The 16,718-nt window shown below is 67.7% G+C and carries 17 protein-coding genes; 9 read left to right on the top strand and 8 right to left on the bottom strand.

From position 1 onward, the window contains the following. Positions 1–62 precede the first annotated feature (62 nt). Positions 63–1,460, top strand: coding sequence for a tRNA adenosine(34) deaminase TadA (tadA, locus tag B2J86_RS16260; protein WP_173026131.1), 1,398 nt, complete (start codon positions 63–65; stop codon positions 1,458–1,460). A 72-nt stretch (positions 1,461–1,532) separates the two neighbouring features. Further along, positions 1,533–2,504, top strand: a complete 972-nt coding sequence (locus B2J86_RS16255; RefSeq protein ID WP_173026130.1) for an LD-carboxypeptidase — start codon at positions 1,533–1,535, stop codon at positions 2,502–2,504. 27 nt (positions 2,505–2,531) lie between these two features. Here the strand turns inward: B2J86_RS16255 and B2J86_RS16250 are convergent, their stop codons facing one another. The 3 genes from B2J86_RS16250 to B2J86_RS16240 are packed head-to-tail and all read right to left on the bottom strand — an operon-like array spanning position 2,532 to position 4,675. Further along, positions 2,532–3,527: an HD-GYP domain-containing protein gene (locus B2J86_RS16250; RefSeq protein WP_169169515.1), complete on the bottom strand. Its 996-nt coding sequence runs from the start codon at positions 3,525–3,527 to the stop codon at positions 2,532–2,534. 6 nt (positions 3,528–3,533) lie between these two features. Next, positions 3,534–4,172: a TIGR02281 family clan AA aspartic protease gene (locus B2J86_RS16245; protein ID WP_173026129.1), complete on the bottom strand. Its 639-nt coding sequence runs from the start codon at positions 4,170–4,172 to the stop codon at positions 3,534–3,536. A gap of 17 nt (positions 4,173–4,189) precedes the next feature. After that, entirely contained in the window at positions 4,190–4,675 is a 486-nt protein-coding gene (locus B2J86_RS16240; RefSeq protein WP_169169513.1) for a YajQ family cyclic di-GMP-binding protein, read from the bottom strand. A gap of 57 nt (positions 4,676–4,732) precedes the next feature. Between B2J86_RS16240 and murB the strand changes: the two genes are divergently transcribed. Beyond that, complete coding sequence (murB, locus tag B2J86_RS16235) at positions 4,733–5,806, top strand: UDP-N-acetylmuramate dehydrogenase (protein WP_173026128.1); 1,074 nt, start codon at positions 4,733–4,735, stop codon at positions 5,804–5,806. Between the two features lie 122 nt (positions 5,807–5,928). Here the strand turns inward: murB and B2J86_RS16230 are convergent, their stop codons facing one another. The 5 genes from B2J86_RS16230 to B2J86_RS16210 form a co-directional block, all read right to left on the bottom strand. Beyond that, complete coding sequence (locus B2J86_RS16230; RefSeq protein WP_169169511.1) at positions 5,929–6,294, bottom strand: SPW repeat protein; 366 nt, start codon at positions 6,292–6,294, stop codon at positions 5,929–5,931. 235 nt (positions 6,295–6,529) lie between these two features. Beyond that, positions 6,530–7,870, bottom strand: a complete 1,341-nt coding sequence (gene argG / locus B2J86_RS16225) for an argininosuccinate synthase (protein WP_169169510.1) — start codon at positions 7,868–7,870, stop codon at positions 6,530–6,532. A gap of 83 nt (positions 7,871–7,953) precedes the next feature. Next, on the bottom strand, positions 7,954–8,271 hold the full coding sequence (locus tag B2J86_RS16220) for a pyrimidine/purine nucleoside phosphorylase (protein ID WP_173026127.1): 318 nt from the start codon (positions 8,269–8,271) through the stop codon (positions 7,954–7,956). Between the two features lie 136 nt (positions 8,272–8,407). Beyond that, a complete protein-coding gene (locus tag B2J86_RS16215; RefSeq protein ID WP_173026126.1) occupies positions 8,408–9,097 on the bottom strand; it encodes a glycine zipper 2TM domain-containing protein in 690 nt (229 codons plus the stop codon). Positions 9,098–9,225: 128 nt separating this feature from the next. After that, entirely contained in the window at positions 9,226–9,624 is a 399-nt protein-coding gene (locus B2J86_RS16210) for an arsenate reductase (protein WP_173026125.1), read from the bottom strand. Positions 9,625–9,660: 36 nt separating this feature from the next. Here B2J86_RS16210 and folC point away from each other — a divergent pair, with 36 nt between their 5' ends. The 6 genes from folC (at position 9,661) to gltX (ending at position 16,590) form a co-directional block, all read left to right on the top strand. Then, positions 9,661–10,986: a bifunctional tetrahydrofolate synthase/dihydrofolate synthase gene (gene folC, locus B2J86_RS16205; protein WP_173026124.1), complete on the top strand. Its 1,326-nt coding sequence runs from the start codon at positions 9,661–9,663 to the stop codon at positions 10,984–10,986. Between the two features lie 24 nt (positions 10,987–11,010). Continuing rightward, positions 11,011–11,829, top strand: a complete 819-nt coding sequence (locus B2J86_RS16200) for an SPOR domain-containing protein (protein WP_173026123.1) — start codon at positions 11,011–11,013, stop codon at positions 11,827–11,829. Positions 11,830–11,845: 16 nt separating this feature from the next. Then, positions 11,846–12,334, top strand: a complete 489-nt coding sequence (locus B2J86_RS16195; protein ID WP_173026122.1) for a CvpA family protein — start codon at positions 11,846–11,848, stop codon at positions 12,332–12,334. Positions 12,335–12,421: 87 nt separating this feature from the next. Further along, positions 12,422–13,927: an amidophosphoribosyltransferase gene (purF, locus tag B2J86_RS16190; RefSeq protein WP_173026121.1), complete on the top strand. Its 1,506-nt coding sequence runs from the start codon at positions 12,422–12,424 to the stop codon at positions 13,925–13,927. A 36-nt stretch (positions 13,928–13,963) separates the two neighbouring features. Further along, on the top strand, positions 13,964–15,175 hold the full coding sequence (locus B2J86_RS16185) for an O-succinylhomoserine sulfhydrylase (RefSeq protein WP_173026120.1): 1,212 nt from the start codon (positions 13,964–13,966) through the stop codon (positions 15,173–15,175). After that, positions 15,172–16,590, top strand: a complete 1,419-nt coding sequence (gene gltX / locus B2J86_RS16180; protein WP_173026119.1) for a glutamate--tRNA ligase — start codon at positions 15,172–15,174, stop codon at positions 16,588–16,590. The genes B2J86_RS16185 and gltX overlap by 4 nt, the downstream gene beginning before the upstream one ends. Positions 16,591–16,718 lie beyond the last annotated feature (128 nt).

Raw genomic sequence — 16,718 nt, 5'->3', positions numbered from 1 at the left:
CCAGTCAAATCGGCCTCCAGCCCTTATGGGGTAAGTGCTGATAGCTATCAAAACCATTGCTCATGAGCACGCAAGCAGACGCCGATGCGCACTGGATGCGCCTGGCCCTGGCCGAGGCGCAAGCCGCCGCGCAGGCGGGCGAGGTGCCGGTGGGCGCGGTGGTGGTGCGGGAGGGCCAGGCCATCGCCACCGGCCGCAATGCGCCCGTGCAGGGACACGACCCAACGGCGCACGCCGAGATCGTCGCGCTGCGCGCCGCGGCGCAGCGGCTGGGCAACTACCGCCTCGAAGACTGCACGCTCTACGTCACGCTCGAGCCCTGCGCCATGTGCAGCGGCGCCATGCTGCACGCGCGCATGCCGCGCGTGGTCTTCGGCGCGCGCGACCCCAAGACCGGCGTGGCGGGATCGGTGCTCAATCTGTTTGCCACGCCGCAGCTCAACCACCAGACGGTGGTGCAGGGCGGGGTGCTGGCGGACGAATGTGCGGCGCTGCTGGGCGATTTTTTCCGCCAGCGCCGCCACGAAAAGCGCGCCCAGGCGCTGGCCGCGCACCCGCTGCGCGACGACGCCCTGCGCACGCCCGAGGCACGCTTTGCCGACCTGCCCGGCTACCCCTGGGCGCCGCACTATGTGAGCGACCTGCCGGCACTCGGCGGCCTGCGCCTGCACTACCTCGACGAAGGCCCGCAGGACGCGCCGCTCACCTGGCTGTGCCTGCACGGCACCCCGAGCTGGAGCTACCTGTACCGGCACATGCTGCCGGTGTTCACCGCCGCCGGGCATCGCGTCGTGGCGCCCGACCTGATCGGCTTTGGCAAGAGCGACAAGCCCAAGAGGGCCGCCTTCCATGCCTTCGCATGGCACCGTGAGGTGCTGCTGGAGCTGGTGGAGCGGCTCGATCTGCGTCGCGTGGTGCTGGTGGTGCAGGACTGGGGCGGCATCCTGGGCCTGACGCTGCCCATGGCACTGCCCCAGCGATTTGCGGGTCTGCTGGCCATGAACACGCTGCTGGCGACGGGCGACGCGCCGCTGCCCCAGGGCTTTTGGGCCTGGCGCGAGATGTGCGCGAAAAAGCCCTTGTACGGCGTCGGCCGGCTGCTTTCGCGCGGCAACCCGCATCTGAGTGCGGCCGAATGCGCAGCCTACGACGCGCCGTTCCCCGACCGGGGCTACCGCGCCGCGCTGCGCGCCTTCCCGAAGCTGGTGCCCGATGCGCCCGAGGCGCCGGGCGCCGCGCTCTCGCGCGCGGCACGGCATTTCTGGCAGCACGACTGGGCCGGCCGCAGCCTGACCGTCGTCGGCGCGCAGGACCCGGTGCTCGGTCCGGCGGCCATGCGGGTGCTGCAGCAGGCAGTGCGCGGATGCCCGCCACCCGTGGTGCTGGCGCAGGCCGGCCACTTCGTGCCCGAGCACGGCGCGGCGATCGCCCGGCAGGCTGTGGAATACTTCGCCTCCTGACTCCCGGGCGCGCTGACAGGCCCGCCCGCCCCGCACTTTTCTCGGAGCAGGCCGCAGCACGGCCTGAGCGTTTTGTCTTCTGACCACGACCCCTGCGACTGCGGCCACGACCACGGCCCCAAGCACATCTACATCTATTCCCCCTCGAGCGCGGTGCGCGACAAGGCGGCGTTCCGGCGCGGCGTCAAACGGCTGCAAAAGCTGGGCCACGAGGTCGAGATCGACGCCGACGCGCTGGCCATCCACACGCGCTTTGCCGGCGACGACGCCACGCGCCTGGCGGCCATCCACCGCGCGGCCGCCAGCGGCGCCGATGTGGCGCTGATCTCGCGCGGCGGCTACGGCCTCACGCGCATCCTGCCGGGCATCGACTATGCGGCCGTGGCACGCGCCGTCGACAAAGGCATGCTGTTCGTCGGCGTGAGCGACTTCACAGCCTTCCAGAACGCCGTGCTGGCGCAGACCGGCGCCGTGACCTGGGCCGGGCCGGCGCTGTGCCCGGACTTCGGCACCCGAGGGCTGCCCGACGACATCATGGAAGCCTGCTTTGACGACCTGCTCTCAGGCCACGGCGAAGGCACGGGCTGGCGCATGCCGCGCGAAAAAACTGCCGAGGCGGCACCGCCGCTGGAGTTCGAGATTCCCTCCGCGCGCCTGTGGGGCGGCAACCTGGCGGTGCTGGCCTCGCTGGTCGGCACGCCCTACCTGCCGCAGGTGTCGGGCGGCATACTGTTCATCGAGGACGTGAACGAGCACCCCTTCCGCGTCGAGCGCCTGCTCACGCAGCTGCTGCACGCCGGCGTGCTGGCGCAGCAAAAGGCGGTGGTCTTCGGCCAGTTCACCCAGTACCTGCTTGCGCCGCACGACAAGGGCTACAAGCTGCAGACCGTGGTCGACTGGCTGCGCGGCCAGATCACGGCGCCGGTGCTGACCAATCTGCCTTACGGCCACGTGGACACCAAGGTGCTGCTGCCCGTGGGCCGCGAGGTGGAGCTGTCGGTGCAGGGGCGCGACGCGCTGCTGTACTGGGGCCACGCGCACTGACACGGCGCCGCGCGGCGGCACGGGTTTTCAGGGCTGCGTGGCCAGGGGGGCGCTGCGCTGGGCGGCGTACAGCCCCAGGCGCACCATGGTGCGGTGGTTGAGCTCGACGGTGACGGCGGTGCGCGCCAGCGCCGACTGGATGCGCGGCGTGCCGTCGTCGGCCGTGGGGTACAGGCGGGGCTGGTCCAACTGGGCGCCGCCGCGCTCGATCAGGCTGGCCACCAGGGGCTGGTTGGCCTTTTGGCTGCGGCGCAGCACGATGGCGGTGTCGCCGTTGTCCAGCCGCACAAAGGTGCCGGGCGGGCACAGGCCCACGGTGCGCACCAGCATGTAGCCCACCTCGTCGCGCTGGTCCACTTCTTGGCCCACCAGGGCGCGCACCGAGTCGGTGGCGCTGCGGCCCGGGCGCGACTTGCGCGGGCTGATCATGGCGGCATAGCGGTCGATGGTGCCCAGGATGCGCGTGAGCCGGTCGACGTCCAGCATCTCGGCCAGGGGCGTGCGCTCGGTCAGGTTGGTGTGGTGCTGGCCGACCAGCTCCAGCCACAGGTCGTCGGTGATGTTGAGGCGCTCGAGCAGCAGCAGGCCCAGCTCGGGGTGCTGGCGGATGGCCTCTTGCTGCGCGGCGTTGGGGTGTTCGCGCTGGTTGGCCAGCTCGTCCTGCAGCGCCGTCATGCCGATGTTCATCGTCATGGCGGCGCGCACCAGGGCGTTGCGCTCGTGGCCGGGCAGGGCGAATTCGCGCGCCATGATGTGGCACAGCGTGGCACAGACCAGCGCGTGTGAGGCGCTGTAGCCCACCGTGGAGGTCGAGGCGAGCTGGAACATCAGGTAGAGCGAGGCATCGATGTCGTGCGCCACCAAGTCCTGCAGCCAGCGGTCGAACTGGCGCACCTTGGCGGCAAAACCCTGCACCTGCTCCGGCTGTGCCAGCAGCACCGACAGGCCCGATTCCAGGTCGGACCACAGGCTCAGCAGGTCTTCGTATTCCTCGTCGATGGCGGTGCGGGCCGGGGAGATCATGGGGCCTCAGTGGCGCTTTTCCAGCACCATCTGGTCGTTCACCCGGCTCATCTGGAATTCGGTCAGAAAGTTGTTGCCCAGCAGCACGTAGGGCATGGGCTGGGGCATGACGACGGCGTCCACGCCATACACCTGCACGTCGCCGACGCGCACCGAGTCGAGCTTGAGGCGCCAGCCCTGGGCGACGCCGTTGGCCGTGCCCATGCGCACGGGCTGGCCGCTGCGGTAGTTCAGTCCCATGCGGTCGGCGTCGGACTGGCCGATCGCCACGGTGGTGGCGCCGGTGTCGACCATGAACTGCATGACCTGGCCGTTGATCTGGCCCTGGTTGACAAAATGCCCGCGGCTGTCGGCCGTGAGCACGATGCGCCGGCTGCCGCCGCGCGCGCCGATGCTCACGGGCGCTTCGCCCAGGCGCACGGTGCGCCGCACGCCGCCGAGGTCGACCACGGCGTCGTCCCGGCCCACCGACACCACCTTCACACCCTGGTGGCTGTCGCCCGGAGCCATGCCGCGCGGTGGCGTGCCATCGACCACCAGCAGCGCCTTGCTGCCCAGGATGCCCGTGAGCGCCACCGCCTGCGCGATGGCGGCCGCTGGGCAGAGCAGCGCGCAGGCCAGCAGGGGCCGCAGGCGGTGTCGCATGGCGGGCTCGGCGCAGTTCAGTCGCGGAAGTTGTTGAACGACAGCGGCATGTCGGCAATGTCCTTGCGGATCAGCGCCATGGCGGCCTGCAGGTCGTCGCGCTTGGCGCCGGTGATGCGCACCTTCTCATCCTGGATGGCGGCCTGGACCTTGATCTTGCTGTCCTTGATGAGCCTCTGCAGCTTCTTGGCCAGCTCGCTCTCGATGCCGTTGCGCACCTTGATCACCTGCTTGACCTTGTCGCCACCGATCTTCTGCGGCTTGCCGATGTCGAGGAAGCGCACGTCCACATTGCGCTTGGTGAGCTTGCCGCGCAGCAGGTCTTCGACCTGCGTGAGCTGGAACTCGGCGTCGCCGTACATGGTGATCTCCTTGTCCTTGAGTTCCACGGCGGCGGAGGTGCCCTTGAAGTCAAAGCGCGTGCCGATTTCCTTGGCCGCGTTTTCGACGGCATTTTTCACTTCGACGAAGTCGGCTTCACAAACGGTATCAAAAGATGGCATGGCGTGGTCTCTCCCAAAAATCGCGCCGCACCGGGAGCCGGTGCGACAATCCGGCCGATGTTAGTCGAGAAAAATGCCTCCCTTCAGCCCTACAACACCTTTGGCATCGTCGCCCGCGCCGAGACGCTGGTGCGCGTGCGCTCCCATGCCGACATTGCCGCGCTGCGCGCCGACCCGGTGCTGGGCCAGGCGCCGGTGTTCGTACTCGGCGGCGGCAGCAACGTGGTGCTCACGGGCGACGTCAAGCCCGTGGTGCTGAAGGTGGAAATCCGGGGGCGGCGCCTGGTAGAGGAAACCGAGCACGCCTGGATCGTCGAGGCCGGCGCGGGCGAGCCCTGGCACGACACCGTCGCCTGGACGCTCGCGCAGGGCTGGCCGGGCCTGGAAAACCTGGCGCTGATCCCTGGCACCGTGGGCGCCGCGCCGGTGCAGAACATCGGCGCCTATGGCGTCGAGCTGCAGGACCGCTTCGACTCGCTCGACGCGGTCGACCTGGCCACGGGCCAGGGCTTCACGCTCGACGCCGCCCAGTGCGCGTTTGGCTACCGCGATTCGGTCTTCAAGCACGCGCCGGCGCAGGCGGGGGAAGCCGGCCGCCTGCCGCGCGGCATGGGTCTGGCCGGGCGCGCGCTCATCACGCAGGTGCGCTTTCGGCTGCCCAAGCCCTGGAAGCCCGAGCTGGGCTATGTCGAGCTCGAGCGCCGCGCCGCCGAGGCCGGCGTCGCACAGCCCACGGCGCAGCAGATTTTCGACTGGGTCTGCGCCATCCGGCGCGCCAAGCTGCCCGACCCGGCGGTGCTCGGCAACGCCGGCAGTTTCTTCAAGAACCCGACGGTGACGCCCGAGCAGTGCGCAGACATCATCGCGCGCGACCCGAAGATCGTGCACTACGCGCTGCCCGACGGCCGCATCAAGCTCGCCGCGGGCTGGCTCATCGACGCCTGCGGCTGGAAGGGCAAGACCGTGGGCCAGGCCGCGGTGTACGAAAAGCAGGCCCTGGTGCTGGTCAACCGCGGCCGCGGCGAAAGCAGCGTGACCGGCGGCGAGGTGATGACGCTGGCCAAGGCCATCCAGACCAGCGTCTACGAGCGCTTTGGCATCCGGCTCGAGCCCGAGCCGGTGGTGGTGTGAGGCGCTGCAACGCACCAGAATGCTCCTCTTTGCATAGCTGCTAACGCTTTCTTCATCAGCGTTAGAGGCCAAAATGGCCATGAAAAAACCGCCCGAAGGCGGTTTTTTCATGGAGCGCGCCGTCATTGCGCAGTGCGGTCATGCCCCCAGGGTCGGTAGTCCGCATCGGTCGCCAGCACCCACAGGGCCAGCAGCGCGACGGCGATGCCCGAGACGACGGCGTTGACCATGGCGTTGTGGTTCGTGCTGAAACCCAGCACCCACGGCGACGCCACCATCCACAGGCCCAGCACGCCTTCGGTCCACTCTTCCCAGGCGCGTGGCAGGAAATACGCGCCGAGCGCGGCGGCGATCAGGGCCACCCCGACGACCACACCGTTGGCCGTGGGCGCCATCTGGTTCTGAAAGCCCAGTACCCACGGTGACAACGCAAGCCAGGCGCCCAACAGCGCGTTGACCGGGTCTTGCCAGTGTTTCACTTGCTTCATGGTTCCACCTCCCGCCGCCGCAAACACGCTTGGCGGCTTCTGGTTGGACTGGCAGGCAGGCGTGCGGGTTCCATCTGCCGGGGGCTCGCCAGGCACCATCCCAAAATAAAAAACCGCCCGGCCAAGTGGCGGGGCGGTCGAGGCGTTGCGGCAAACGCTTCTATTTCAATAGCTGTCAGCGCTTTCTGGACAAGGGCTAGAGGCTAATTTGGCTGTGCATCCGCAGGTCGCAGGTTCAGTTTTTGTCGCCATTGCCCAGCTGCGCCAGCGCCGCATCGCCGCCCAGCGACAGCAGGCCCGCGCCCGCGTAGATGCCGAGCTTGGCGCGCGTGTCCACGATGTCGAGGTTGCGCATGGTCAGCTGGCCGATGCGGTCCAGCGGCGAGAACGGCGCATCTTCGACCTTTTCCATCGACAGGCGCTCGGGGTGGTAGGTCAGGTTGGGGCTTTCGGTGTTGAGCAGCGAATAGTCGTTGCCACGGCGCAGCTCCAGCGTCACGGTGCCGGTGACGGCGCGCGCCACCCAGCGCTGGGCGGTTTCGCGCAGCATGATGGCCTGCGGGTCGAACCAGCGGCCCTGGTAGAGCAGGCGGCCGAGCTTGAGGCCGTTCATGCGGTACTGCTCGATGGTGTCCTCGTTGTGGATGCCGGTCACCAGGCGCTCGTAGGCGATGTGCAGCAGCGCCAGGCCCGGGGCCTCGTAGATGCCGCGGCTCTTGGCTTCGATGATGCGGTTCTCGATCTGGTCGCTCATCCCGAGGCCGTGGCGGCCGCCGATGCGGTTGGCTTCTAGGATCAGCTCGACCGGGTCGTTGAACTCGACACCGTTGAGCGCCACGGGCTGGCCTTCTTCAAAGCGCACCGAGACTTCCTCGGCCTTGACGGCGACTTCTTCCTTCCAGAACGCCACGCCCATGATCGGGTTGACGATGCGGATACCGCTGCTGAGGAACTCGAGGTCCTTGGCCTCGTGCGTGGCGCCGAGCATGTTGGAGTCGGTGCTGTAGGCCTTCTCGGCACTCATCTTGTAGCCAAAGCCGTGCTGCGTCATGAAGGCCGACATTTCGGCGCGGCCGCCGAGCTCGTCGATGAACAGCTGGTCGAGCCAGGGCTTGTAGATGCGCAGCGCCGGGTTGGTGAGCAGGCCGTAGCGGTAGAAGCGCTCGATGTCGTTGCCCTTGTAGGTGCTGCCGTCGCCCCAGATGTGGACGTCGTCTTCCTTCATCGCGGCGACCAGCATGGTGCCGGTGACGGCGCGGCCCAGCGGCGTGGTGTTGAAGTAGGTCAGGCCGCCGGTGCTGATGTGGAACGCGCCGGCCTGCAGCGCCGCAATGCCTTCGTGCGCCAGCTGCGTGCGGCAGTCGATCAGGCGCGCCTTCTCGGCGCCGTACTCCACGGCCTTGCGCGGGATGGCGTCGTAGTCGGGCTCGTCGGGCTGGCCGAGGTTGGCGGTATAGGCGTAGGGCTGGGCGCCCTTGAGCTTCATCCACAGCAGGGCGGCGCTGGTGTCCAGGCCGCCCGAGAAGGCGATGCCGACCTTTTGGCCGACGGGAAGGTTTTGAAGAATGGTGGCCATGGGCGCAGATCCTGTGAGGTGGCGGAAAGGGGCGGGGCAGTCCAAGGGGCGGCGCCACCGGGCGCCGCGCGTGCAGCCGAAGCTCAGCCGAAGTGGCAGATGTAGTGGTAGGCCTCGGTCACGCGGATGTCGAACCTGGAATTGCCGGGGATGCTGAATGCGTCTCCGGGCGCGCTGGCCAGCCAGGCGTCCGTGCCGTCCAGGCGGTATTCGCAGCGGCCGGCCACGCATTCCATGGTTTCGGGGGCGCCGGTGTTGAAGGTGAGCGTGGCGGGCAGCACCACGCCGACCGATTTCTTCGTGCCATCGGGGAACGTGATGCCGTGGCTCACGCATTTGCCGTCAAAGTACACGCTGGCCTGGGTGGTGACGGAGACGCCGTCGATTTTTTCGGTGGTCATGGAAGGGCTGCTGGCAGGGAGAAACCGGCAATTTTAGGCCACCGCACGCAGGGCTGCCGCGCGCGCGGCGCAAGGCCGGCGGTGGCACAAAAAAAGAGCCCCTGCGGGCTCTTGGAGGCAGGGGCTGCTGCTGCCGTCAGCGCCAGTGGCCGCGGTGGCCGCCCCAGCCGCTGCTGAAGCCCAGGTCGATGGAAACCGCCGGGTTCACGTACACGGGCGCCGGGTAAGCCGGGCCATAGACGGCTGGGTAGGCAGGCGCACCATAGCCGTTCGTTACCACCACGCCCGGCTGGCTGATGACGCCCTGCTGCGGGCCGTAGGGGCCGGGTTGTGTGGAATAGGCCTGGCCGTACGGTGCGCCGTTGTCCAGGGGCTGAACCTGCACGGCGATGGTGCGGCCCGGATCGGTCTGCGTCTGCGTGGTGTACTGGCGCCCCGCGTACTCATAGACCACGGTGTAGCCCACGGTGCGGTTTTCGTAGAAGGTTTCGGTGCTGCAGCGCTGCACGTTCTGGTAGGCGGGCCGACCGTTGCCTTCGATCTGGTTGCCCAGCAGCGCGCCCCCGATCACGCCGAGCGCCGTCGCCGCCGCGCGGCCGCTGCCGCCGCCAATGGCATTGCCGGCTGCGCCGCCCGCAATGGCGCCCAGCACCGCGCCGCCGCCCGTGGTTTGGGGGCCGGTGTAGACCGTTTCGTTGCCGCACACCTGCTGCGGCACCGCCACCTGCTGCACGATGGGGGTAGAGGAGAGCACGCGGGCCTGCTCTTGTGCGCTCGCCAGCGCAGCGGTGCAGGCAAGGAGGGAGAAGAGTGCGAGTTTTTTCATGAAGGAACCCCTTTCGGGTCTTGCGGGCTTGAACAGCCTCTTAACGCGCCAGACCTGGCAAAAGTTTATGCGCTGGCTGCAAACGCAGGGCTTGCGCACCGTAAATCTGCGTAAAGAACGGTGCTGCGTCAGCTGGCCGCGCCGCCGTGGAGCCACTGCACCCACAGGGCCGGGTCGAAGCCCACGGTGGTGCGGGCGCCGCCGTGGTGGCGCCACTCGACCACGGGGCGCTTGATGGCGCTGGCTTGGGCCTGCAGCAGGGTGCCGGCGCTGGCCGCGTCGTGCACGCGGGCCTGGGTGGCGGGGTCGAGCTTGCGCCAGGTGGTTCCCTGGCGGTTGACGAGCTTTTCCCAGCCCAGGGCGGCCATCCAGTCGGCCAGCCGGTTGGCGGGAACGCCGTGTTTCTTGAAATCGTGGAAGCGGTGTTCGACGCCTTGGGCCGTGAACCAGGCACGGGACTTTTTCACGGTGTCGCAGTTGGCAATACCGTACAGGGTGATGTCAGGGGTACTCATGCGCGCCATCATGCGCCACCCGCCTGCTCGGCGACAATGGTGCCCTGTATGCACACCACTATCCATACCCTGGAAGGCTGGCTCGCCCACTGCGAGCGCCTGCACCCCCTGAACATCGACATGGGCCTGGAGCGGGTCAGCGAGGTGGCACGCCGCATGGCGCTGCGCTTCGACTGCCCGGTGATCACCGTGGCCGGCACCAATGGCAAGGGCTCGACCTGCGCCATGCTGGAGGCCGTGGCGCTGCAGGCGGGCTACCGCACGGGCGTCTACACCTCGCCGCACCTGGTGCACTTCGAGGAGCGCTGCCGCATCCATGGCGAATCCGTAGGTGCTTCTGATTTGATAGTGCACTTCGCAGCGGTGGAGGGCGCCAGAACGCAAAATGGCAACGATGTCTCGCTGACCTACTTCGAATTCACCACGCTGGCCATCCTGCGCCTGATGAGCCACGCGCGGCTCGATGTCGCCATCCTGGAGGTGGGGCTGGGCGGGCGGCTCGATGCCACCAACGTCATCGATGCGGACTGCGCCGTCATCACCAGCATTGACGTGGACCATGTCGAATACCTGGGCCCGGACCGCGAGAGCATCGGCCGCGAGAAGGCCGGCATCATGCGCACCGGGCGCCCCGTGGTCGTCAGCGACCCCATGCCCCCGCAGAGCGTCATCGACCGTGCACGCGAGATCAATGCAGACCTGTGGCGTTTCGGCGAGGACTTCAATTTTTCGGGCGACAAACAGCAGTGGAGTTGGGCGGGGCGGGGCCGGCGTTATGCGGGTCTTGCCTATCCGGCATTGCGCGGCGCCAACCAGCTGGTCAATGCCGCCGGCGCGCTGGCGGCGCTCGAGGCCTTGCGCGCCCGCATTCCCGTCACGGCGCAGGCCGTGCGCAACGGCCTGGCCCTGGTCGAGCTGCCGGGGCGCTTCCAGATCGTTCCGGGCCAGCCCACCTTGGTGCTGGACGTGGCGCACAACCCGCACTCGGTGGCGGCGCTCACGGCCAACCTCGACGCCATGGGCTATTTCCCGACCACGCACGCGGTGTTTGGTGCGATGGCCGACAAGGACCTGGCGCCCATGTTCGCCAAGGTGGGGCCGCTGATCGACCGCTGGTATTTCACCAGCCTGCCCACGGCGCGCGCCGAAACGGCGGCGGGGCTGCAGCAGAAGTGGAACGCCCTGCAGATCGTGGCGGGCGGGCGGCGCGACGTGTCCAGCAGCACCCATGGCAGTCCCGAGGAGGCGCTGGCGGCGGCGGTGGCGGGGGCGGACCCCGCTGATAGAATCATTGTCTTTGGCTCGTTCTACACGGTGGGCGGCGTTTTGCAACATGGCACGCCGCGCCTGCAAGCCAAGCACATGGACCACTAGGTCCACACGGGTTTTCGCACTTCCATGGCATTTTTCAAGTTTCGGTGGCCGGGCCAAAAGGGGCAAGGCAACAAGGCGGCAAAGCCTTCGCGTGCCCCACGCGCCGAGAGCATCGACGTGATGCGCCGGCGTGCACGCCATCGCTTGATCGGGGCGGCCGTGCTCGTGCTGTTGGGCGTGGTGGGTTTTCCCATGCTGTTCGACACGCAGCCCCGCCCGATTCCCGTCGACACCCCCATCGAGATTCCCGACCGCAACAAAGTGGCCCCGCTCGTGGTGCCCGCTGCCCCCGCGCCCAGTGCGCGCGCGCCCGATGTCGCCAGCCTGGCCGATGGCGAAGAGGTGGTGACGCCCGCCCGCGAGGCGCGAAAGCCTACGGCCGAGGCACCGGTGGCGCAGGCCAAGCCAGAGCTGCGGGCCGAACCCAAGCCCGAGCCCAAGCCGGTCGCAAAGCCCGAACCCAAAACCGAACCCAAAGCCCCGCCGCGCCTTGCGGCCGAGTCCAAACCGGAGCCCAAACCCGAACCCAAGTCGGCCGTGCACAGCGACGACGCCGCGCGTGCGCGCGCCTTGTTGGAAGGGCGCACGGCGCAGGCCACCGCGCACGCGGACGAGGGCCGTTTCATCGTGCAGATCGGCGCGTTTGCCGACACCGACAAGGCGCGCGAAGTGCGCCAGAAGCTCGAACGCGCCGGACTCAAAACCTATATGCAGGTGGTCGAGACCAAGGACGGCAAGCGCACCCGTGTGCGTGTGGGACCGTTCGAGGGGCGTGGCGACGCAGACAAGGCCGCCGCCCGCATCAAGACGCTGGATTTGCCCGCGTCCATCCTCACGCTGTGAATCTGCGCGCTCGCCCATGGCTTCGCTGGACTGGATTTTTGTGGCGGTGCTGCTGGCCTCGATGCTGATCGGTGCCTGGCGCGGCCTGGTGTTCGAGGTGTTGTCGCTGTTGGGCTGGGTGGTGGCATTCATCGCGGCGCAGTGGTTCGCCGCCGACATGGCGGCGCTGCTGCCCATCGGCGAGGTGCAGGGGCAGGTGCGCCATGCGGCAGGCTTCGTCGTGGTGTTCGTGATCGCGATCTTTGCCTGCGGCTTGGTCGCCTGGCTGGGCAAGAAGTTGGTCGAGGCCACAGGCCTGCGCCCCGCTGACCGCACCTTGGGAGGCATGTTTGGCGTGCTGCGCGCCGTGGTCTTGCTGCTGGCCGTGGCCGTGGTCGTCGAATTGACGCCCTTGCATGAGGGCGCCTGGTGGCAGGAGTCGCGCAGCGCGCCCCTGTTGTCGGTGGCGCTCCAGCAATTGAAGCCGGCGCTGCCCGAGGAGTTTGGCAGGCACCTGCCTTTGTGAACGGATTCGTGGGTGGGCGCCGGCCGTCGGTCGAGCTGCCTGCCATAGCTTTGCGGGCCTGGCCCCGCCAATGGATGAAAGTCAACTATGTGTGGAATCGTCGGTGTCGTCAGTGCGACCCCCGTCAATCAACTGATCTATGACGCTCTGCTGCTGCTGCAGCACCGGGGCCAGGATGCCGCCGGCATCGTGACCCAGCAGGGACGCAAGTTCTTCATGCACAAGGCCAAGGGCATGGTGCGCGACGTGTTTCGCACGCGCAACATGCGCGCGCTGCCGGGCAACGCCGGGCTGGGCCAGGTGCGCTACCCCACGGCGGGCAATGCCTACAGCGAAGAAGAGGCGCAGCCCTTCTATGTGAACGCGCCTTTTGGCATCGTGCTGGTGCACAACGGCAACCTGACCAATGCGCAGGCCCTGCGCGCCGAGCTGTTCTCGACCGACCACCGCCACACCAACACCGACAGCGACTCCGAAGTCCTGCTCAATGTGTTTGCGCACGAGCTCGAGCGCGCCACGCGCGGCGTTCCTCTGCAGCCCGACGACGTGTTTGCCGCCGTGCGTGCCGTGCACCAGCGCATCAAGGGTTCGTACGCCGTCATCGCCCTGATTGCCGGTCACGGCCTGGTGGCATTCCGCGATCCGCACGGCATCCGCCCGTTGGCCATGGGGCGTGGCCCGGACGGCACGGTCATGGTCGGCAGCGAGTCGGTGGCCCTGGAGGGCACGGGCCATGTGTTTGAACGCAACATCGCTCCGGGCGAGGCGATTTTCGTCGCGCTGGACGGGCAGGTGCATGCGCAGCAGTGCGCAGAGGCGCCCCGGTTGCAGCCCTGCATTTTCGAGTTCGTCTACCTGGCGCGACCCGACTCCGCACTCGACGGTATCTCCGTCTACCAGGCGCGGCTGAACCTCGGCGAAGCCCTGGCCAAGCGCGTGGTCTCCACCGTGCCGCCCAGCGAAATCGACGTGATCATTCCCATTCCGGAGTCGAGCCGTCCCAGCGCCACGCAACTGGCGCATTTGTTGGGCGTGCCGTACCGCGAAGGGTTCGTCAAGAACCGCTACGTGGGCCGCACCTTCATCATGCCGGGGCAGGGCGTGCGCAAGAAGTCGGTGCGCCAGAAGCTCAATGTGATCGCCAGCGAGTTCAAAGGCCGCAACGTGCTGCTGGTGGACGACTCCATCGTGCGCGGCACCACCAGCCGCGAAATCGTGCAGATGGCGCGCGACGCAGGCGCGCGCAAGGTCTATCTGGCCAGTGCCGCACCGCCAGTGCGCTACCCCAACGTGTACGGCATCGACATGCCGACCAGCACCGAACTGGTGGCGCACGGCCGCAGCGTCGAAGAAGTGCGCGAATGGATCGGCTGCGACGCCTTGATCTACCAGGATGTGGACGGCATGAAGAAGGCCATTGGCTCGCTCAATCCGCAGCTCGACGGGTTCGACGCGTCCTGCTTTGATGGCGTCTATGTGACCGGCGACATCAACGCCAGCGATATCGAGCGCCTCAACCAGACCCGGGTCGGCGCACAGGAGGGCGATGAAGACACTTCGCGCCTGGCCCTGCCGAACGCGCAGGACGCATAAGCGCATGCTGGAACCGATACAAAAAGGAACTGCGCAATGAGCCGCGAACTGCCCCCCGGCCTGCACCCCGAGACGTTGGCGGTACGCCAGTCCGTGCCCCGCAGCGCTTACGGCGAGAACTCCGAAGCGCTCTACCTGACCAGCAGCTTCGTGCAACCTGACGCGGCCACCGCAGCGCGGCGCTTTGCCGGAGAGGAAGAGGGCTATACCTATTCGCGCACCTCGAACCCGACCGTGACGGCGTTCGAGCAGCGCCTGGCGGCGCTGGAGGGCACGGAGGCGGCGATCGGCACGGCCAGCGGCATGTCGGCGATCTTGCTGATGTGCATGGGGTTGCTCAAGGCGGGAGACCATGTGGTGTGCTCGCAGTCGATGTTCGGCTCGACCATGCGGCTCATCGGCGGAGAGTTGGCACGCTTTGGCGTGCAGTCGACCTTTGTGCCGCAGACCGATACCGCCGCCTGGAAAGCGTCCCTGCGCCCCGAGACGCGGCTCCTGTTTGCCGAGACGCCGACCAACCCGCTGACCGACCTGTGCGACATCCAGGCGCTGGCCGACATCGCGCATGCGGCCGGCGTGCTGCTGGCCGTGGACAACTGCTTTGCATCGCCCGCGCTGCAGCAGCCCGCACGCCTGGGCGCCGACCTGATCATCCATTCGGGTACGAAGTTCCTCGATGGCCAAGGCCGCGTGATGGCCGGCGCGGTGTGCGGCCCGCGCGCCCTGATCGAAGACAAGCTCGCGCCGCTGTTGCGCAGCGCCGGCATGAACCTGTCGCCGTTCAACGCCTGGGTGGTGCTCAAGGGCATGGAGACGCTTTCCATCCGGGTGAAGGCGCAAAGCGACTCTGCTTTGATCCTGGCGCAATGGCTTGAAGCGCATCCGGCCGTGGCGCGCGTGTACTACCCGGGGCTGGCGTCCCACCCGCAGCACGCCCTGGCCATGCGCCAGCAGTCGGGGTCGGGCGGCGCTGTGCTGTCCTTCGATGTGCGCGCCAGCGGCGCGGCCGCAGGCCGCGACCGGGCTTTCCATGTGATCGACAGCACCCGTGTGTGCAGCATCACCGCCAACCTGGGCGACACCAAGACCACCATCACCCACCCCGCCAGCACCTCGCACGGGCGCCTGAGCGAAGAGCAGCGCCGGGCGGCCGGCATTGGCCAGGGGCTGATCCGCGTGGCCGTGGGCCTCGAACACCTCGACGATTTGAAAGCCGACCTCGCACGGGGTCTGGACACCTTGCCATGACCGAGAACACCTCTTCCACGCGCGTGCGCACGCGCTTTGCACCGTCGCCCACGGGCTTCATCCACCTGGGAAATATCCGCTCTGCGCTGTACCCCTGGGCATTTGCGCGCGCCACCGGCGGCGACTTCATCCTGCGCATCGAGGACACGGACCTCGAACGCTCCTCGCAGGCGGCGGTGGACGTGATCCTTGAGGGCATGCACTGGCTGGGCATGGACCCCGACGAGGGGCCGTTCTACCAGATGCAGCGCATGGACCGCTACAAGGAAGTGCTGGCGCAGCTGCAGGCGGCCGGGCATGTGTATCCGTGCTACATGGGCGTGGCCGAACTCGACGCCTTGCGCGAGGCACAAATGGCCGCCAAGGAGAAGCCGCGCTATGACGGCACCTGGCGGCCCGAGTCTGGCAAGACGCTGCCGCCCGTGCCTGCGGGCGTGCAGCCTGTGCTGCGCTTCAAGAATCCGCAGGGCGGCGTGGTGGCCTGGGACGACAAGGTCAAGGGGCGCATCGAAATCCGCAACGATGAACTCGACGATCTGGTGATCGCGCGCCCCGACGGCACGCCCACCTACAACTTCTGCGTGGTCGTGGACGACATCGACATGGCCATCACGCATGTGATCCGCGGCGATGACCATGTCAACAACACGCCCCGACAGATCAACATCTTCCGCGCCCTCGGCAAGGAGCCGCCGGTCTACGCCCACCTGCCCACCGTGCTCAACGAACAGGGCGAGAAGATGAGCAAACGCAACGGCGCCAAGCCGGTGACCCAGTACCGCGACGAGGGCTATCTGCCCGAAGCCATGGTGAACTACCTGGCACGCCTGGGCTGGAGCCATGGCGACGACGAGATCTTCAGCCGCGAACAGTTCCTGCAGTGGTTCAACCTGGACCACCTCGGTCGCAGCGCCGCGCAGTTCGACGAAGCCAAGCTGCGCTGGGTCAACGCCCAGCACCTCAAGGCCATGCACGACGACGCACTGGCCGCGCTGGTGGCACCGCAGCTGGAGAAGCGAGGCATCGCCGCCGCAGACCTGGCGGACGGCCGCCTGCCGCGCATCTGCGCGTTGTTCAAGGACCGCTGCGACACCACGGTGGCGCTGGCCGACTGGGCCCATGTGTTTTACAGCGAGGCGGTAGACGCCGCGACCGAAGAGCGCGAAAAGCATGTTACGGTCACGGTGGCCCCCGCACTGGACGGCCTGGTGCAGGCGCTGCAGGACTGCGCCTGGGATCGGCAGGCCATCGGCGCGGCCTTCAAGCAGGTGCTGGCGGACCACGCCTTGAAGATGCCGCAGCTGGCGATGCCGGTGCGCGTGCTGGTGGCCGGCACCGCGCATACGCCCTCGGTGGATGCGGTGCTGGAATTGATGGGCAGAGAAAAAGTTGCTGCAAGATTGCAAAAGCGCTGAAAAACCTGTCTATAATTCAAGGCTCAGGTGATCGCGACAAACAATAGGTTGATCGTGATTCGCTGGGGGGTATAGCTCAGCTGGGAGAGCGCTTGCATGGCATGCAAGAGGTCATCGGTTCGATCCCG

It is taken from the genome of Acidovorax sp. SRB_14, assembly GCF_012932145.1.
In the GTDB taxonomy this organism is placed as follows: domain Bacteria; phylum Pseudomonadota; class Gammaproteobacteria; order Burkholderiales; family Burkholderiaceae_C; genus Simplicispira.
The sequence above is the reverse complement of the archived record's forward strand: the minus strand, read 5'-3'. Positions and strand labels throughout refer to the sequence as shown.

Excerpts from the sequence above, each read along its gene's own strand:
- purF (WP_173026121.1), top strand. The coding sequence starts at position 12,422 with ATGTGTGGAATCGTCGGTGTCGTCAGTGCGACCCCCGTCAATCAACTG.
- folC (WP_173026124.1), top strand. The coding sequence starts at position 9,661 with ATGCACACCACTATCCATACCCTGGAAGGCTGGCTCGCCCACTGCGAG.
- B2J86_RS16215 (WP_173026126.1), bottom strand. The coding sequence starts at position 9,097 with ATGAAAAAACTCGCACTCTTCTCCCTCCTTGCCTGCACCGCTGCGCTG.
- B2J86_RS16210 (WP_173026125.1), bottom strand. The coding sequence starts at position 9,624 with ATGATGGCGCGCATGAGTACCCCTGACATCACCCTGTACGGTATTGCC.
- B2J86_RS16240 (WP_169169513.1), bottom strand. The coding sequence starts at position 4,675 with ATGCCATCTTTTGATACCGTTTGTGAAGCCGACTTCGTCGAAGTGAAA.
- B2J86_RS16245 (WP_173026129.1), bottom strand. The coding sequence starts at position 4,172 with ATGCGACACCGCCTGCGGCCCCTGCTGGCCTGCGCGCTGCTCTGCCCA.
- tadA (WP_173026131.1), top strand. The coding sequence starts at position 63 with ATGAGCACGCAAGCAGACGCCGATGCGCACTGGATGCGCCTGGCCCTG.
- B2J86_RS16250 (WP_169169515.1), bottom strand. The coding sequence starts at position 3,527 with ATGATCTCCCCGGCCCGCACCGCCATCGACGAGGAATACGAAGACCTG.
- B2J86_RS16230 (WP_169169511.1), bottom strand. The coding sequence starts at position 6,294 with ATGAAGCAAGTGAAACACTGGCAAGACCCGGTCAACGCGCTGTTGGGC.
- argG (WP_169169510.1), bottom strand. The coding sequence starts at position 7,870 with ATGGCCACCATTCTTCAAAACCTTCCCGTCGGCCAAAAGGTCGGCATC.
- B2J86_RS16200 (WP_173026123.1), top strand. The coding sequence starts at position 11,011 with ATGGCATTTTTCAAGTTTCGGTGGCCGGGCCAAAAGGGGCAAGGCAAC.
- gltX (WP_173026119.1), top strand. The coding sequence starts at position 15,172 with ATGACCGAGAACACCTCTTCCACGCGCGTGCGCACGCGCTTTGCACCG.
- B2J86_RS16195 (WP_173026122.1), top strand. The coding sequence starts at position 11,846 with ATGGCTTCGCTGGACTGGATTTTTGTGGCGGTGCTGCTGGCCTCGATG.
- murB (WP_173026128.1), top strand. The coding sequence starts at position 4,733 with ATGTTAGTCGAGAAAAATGCCTCCCTTCAGCCCTACAACACCTTTGGC.
- B2J86_RS16220 (WP_173026127.1), bottom strand. The coding sequence starts at position 8,271 with ATGACCACCGAAAAAATCGACGGCGTCTCCGTCACCACCCAGGCCAGC.
- B2J86_RS16185 (WP_173026120.1), top strand. The coding sequence starts at position 13,964 with ATGAGCCGCGAACTGCCCCCCGGCCTGCACCCCGAGACGTTGGCGGTA.